The organism is Iodobacter arcticus (genome assembly GCF_042664895.1).
GTDB lineage: Bacteria > Pseudomonadota > Gammaproteobacteria > Burkholderiales > Chitinibacteraceae > Iodobacter > Iodobacter arcticus.
Window position 1 is genome coordinate 159035 of the sequence record NZ_JBHTBQ010000033.1, and the last position, 2476, is coordinate 161510.

The following is a 2476-nucleotide window of genomic DNA, read 5'->3' on the forward strand; positions in this document are numbered from 1 at the left end:
AGAGGCGGATTCGTTAGTGCCGTTGACAGTAACGGTAACCGTGCTTGTTGTACCATCAGCCGATTTAACGGTGAAGGTTTCAGTTTTTACATCACCGTCTTTCAGGGCTTGAACGATAGGATCGTTATTGTTCAGCGTGTAAGTCCACTTGCCGTCTGTGCCAATGCTGAACTTACCGTAAGTACCGCTTGTGTCCGTTTGCGCTTGGAAGCTAGATTGCCCGGCATCCTTATCGCTGACTAATAAAGTACCTTTAGCGGTTAGAAGCGTATCTTCCTGAACCAGTCCCTCATCGTCACCTTGCTTGCTTGGGGTAATGATCGCAGCATCATTCGTACCGACAACGGTCACAACAACGCTTGAAGTCGTGCCATCGGCAGACTTAACGACAAAAGTTTCAGTCTTGGTTTCGCCTTCAGCCAAAGCCTGAACGTTGGCTGCAGCGTTGTTTAGTGCATAAGTCCATTTGCCATCTGTGCCAATACTGAACTTGCCGTAAGTGCCGCTTGTGTCCGTTTGCGTTTGGAAGCTAGATTGCCCGGCATCCTTATCGCTGACTAATAAAGTGCCTTTAGCGGTCAGAAGCGTATCTTCCTTAACCAGTCCCTCATCGTCACCTTGCTTGCTTGGGGTAATGATCGCCGCATCGTTGGTACCCTCAATCGTCACCACAACGCTTGAAGTCGTGCCATCGGCAGACTTAACGACAAAAGTTTCAGTCTTGGTTTCGCCTTCAGCCAAAGCCTGAACATTGGCTGCGGCGTTGTTTAGCGCGTAAGTCCACTTGCCGTCAGTGCCAATGCTGAATTTGCCGTAAGTGCCATCGGTATTTGTTTGTGCTTGGAAGCTGGATTGACCCGCGTCTTTGTCATTCACCAGTAAAGTACCGCTGGTCGTCAGCGTTGTATCTTCTTTGACGGAGCCAGCATCATCACCCGGCTTGCTTGGGGTAATGACGGCCTTGTCGTCCAGACCTTGCACGTCGATCGTGATGGTGGTTTTTGTGCCATCGCTTAGCGTAACGTTGAACGATTCAGTCTTGAACTCGCCGGTTTTGAGGGCTTGAACATTGTCCGCGCTATTGTTCAGCGTGTAAGTCCACTTACCATCGTTGCCCAGAGTCAACTTACCGTAAGTGCCTGTGGCATCAGTTTGCGGTACAAAGGTCGCGCCGCCGGTGGCAGTCAGCGTGCCGGTGCTGCTTTGCACGGTATCTTCTTGCACTGCGCCGTGGCCGACGGTGGCGGTTTCGTTGGTACCGTTGACAGTAACGGTAACCGTGCTTGTTGTACCATCAGCCGATTTAACGGTGAAGGTTTCAGTTTTTACATCACCGTCTTTCAGGGCTTGAACGATAGGATCGTTATTGTTCAGCGTGTAAGTCCACTTGCCGTCAGTGCCAATACTGAACTTACCGTAAGTACCGCTTGTGTCCGTTTGCGCTTGGAAGCTAGATTGCCCGGCATCCTTATCGCTGACTAATAAAGTGCCTTTAGCGGTTAGAAGCGTATCTTCCTTAACCAGTCCCTCATCGTCACCTTGCTTGCTTGGGGTAATGATCGCAGCATCATTCGTACCGACAACGGTCACAACAACGCTTGAAGTCGTGCCATCGGCAGACTTAACGACAAAAGTTTCAGTCTTGGTTTCGCCTTCGGCCAAGGCTTGAACGTTGGCAGCCGCGTTGTTCAGCGCATAAGTCCATTTGCCATCTGTGCCAATGCTGAACTTACCGTAAGTACCGTTCGTATCCGTTTGCGCTTGGAAGCTGGCCTGACCTGCATCCTTGTCGTTGACAAGCAAAGCTCCGCTGGTCGTCAGCGTTGTATCTTCTTTGACGGAACCTGCATCGTCACCCGGTTTGCTTGGGGTGATGATCGCTGCATCGTTCGTGCCGAGAACCGTTACAACCACGCTTGAGGTCGTACCATCGGCAGATTTAACGGTGAAGGTCTCAGTCTTAGTTTCGCCTTCTTTGAGTTCTTGAACGTTGGCAGCCGCATTGTTCAGTGCATAAGTCCATTTGCCGTCTGTGCCAATGCTGAACTTACCGTAAGTGCCGTTCGTATCCGTTTGCGCTTGGAAGCTCGACTGACCCGCGTCTTTGTCGCTGACAAGCAAGGCTCCGTTGGTCGTTAGCTTTGTATCTTCTTTGACGGAACCTGCATCGTCACCCGGCTTGCTAGGGGTGATCACCGCCTTGTCGTCCAGACCTTGCACATCGATCGTGATGGTGGTCTTTGTGCCGTCGCTCAGCGTAACATTGAACGATTCAGTCTTGAACTCGCCAGTTTTGAGGGCTTGAACATTGTCAGCGCTATTGTTCAGCGTGTAAGTCCACTTACCATCGTTGCCCAAGGTCAACTTGCCGTAAGCGCCTGTGGCATCAGTTTGCGGTACAAAGGTCGCGCCGCCGGTGGCAGTCAGCGTGCCGGTGCTGCTTTGCACGGTATCTTCTTGCACTGCGCCGTGGCCG

Annotated in this window: 1 protein-coding gene; it reads right to left on the reverse strand. The window is 51.6% G+C overall.

Annotated elements, in window-relative coordinates; all coding sequences use genetic code 11:
• Positions 1–2476: VCBS domain-containing protein (locus tag ACFQNF_RS14755; RefSeq protein ID WP_380188698.1), on the reverse strand; the 2476-nt coding region annotated here is incomplete at both ends.